Annotated in this window: 1 protein-coding gene and 1 pseudogene; one reads left to right on the top strand and one right to left on the bottom strand. The window is 59.7% G+C overall.

Annotated elements, in window-relative coordinates; translation table 11 throughout:
* Positions 1 to 248 (bottom strand): terminase gpP N-terminus-related DNA-binding protein (locus NGM28_RS28525; RefSeq protein WP_502943926.1); only part of this gene is annotated, 248 nt, incomplete at its 3' end.
* A 159-nt stretch (positions 249 to 407) separates the two neighbouring features.
* Between NGM28_RS28525 and NGM28_RS28530 the strand changes: the two are divergent.
* Positions 408 to 511 (top strand): annotated as a pseudogene (locus NGM28_RS28530) (GPO family capsid scaffolding protein); the annotation flags it as partial.

The raw sequence follows: 511 nt of genomic DNA on the forward strand, positions 1-511 counted from the left end.
AGGCGGTCCAGCTCGTCCAGTTCGGCCTTGGTCAGCGTGCCCTGCTTTTCCAGGATGAGGGTGATTCGCCGGCCCACGGCGGTCAGCGGCTCTTCATCCGTCAGCATGTCATCCCAACCGCCCTGGCGGATCCAGTAGTAAATGATCCGCACGTTGGGCAGCTTCAGCTGAGTCTGGATTTCCCTCACCGATGCCCGGCGTAGGTAGAGGCGTTTGGCGGCCTCCTTCACTTCGATTGAGTAGTTCATGGGCCGCAGTCTATGCGGCGAAAACCCCGAAAACGCGGGGTAAAACTGCGTGAAATTCCTAGATCTTGGAAATAGGAATTTCGCTCAAGCAAACCGTTTGGCCGGTGCCGATCGGCTCCCTATCGTGGCGCTCATCGACCACCACCGAGCGCACCAACGATGCCCCGTTCCCTTGTCTCCTACTGGAAGCGCGTAGCTGTTAGCGGCTTCACCGCCGACAACCGCGAGATCACCGTGCAGGAGCTGGTCGATTGCGCCGAGAC

This window comes from Pseudomonas sp. MWU13-3659, assembly GCF_023757525.1.
GTDB classification, from domain to species: Bacteria; Pseudomonadota; Gammaproteobacteria; order Pseudomonadales; family Pseudomonadaceae; genus Aquipseudomonas; species Aquipseudomonas entomophila_E.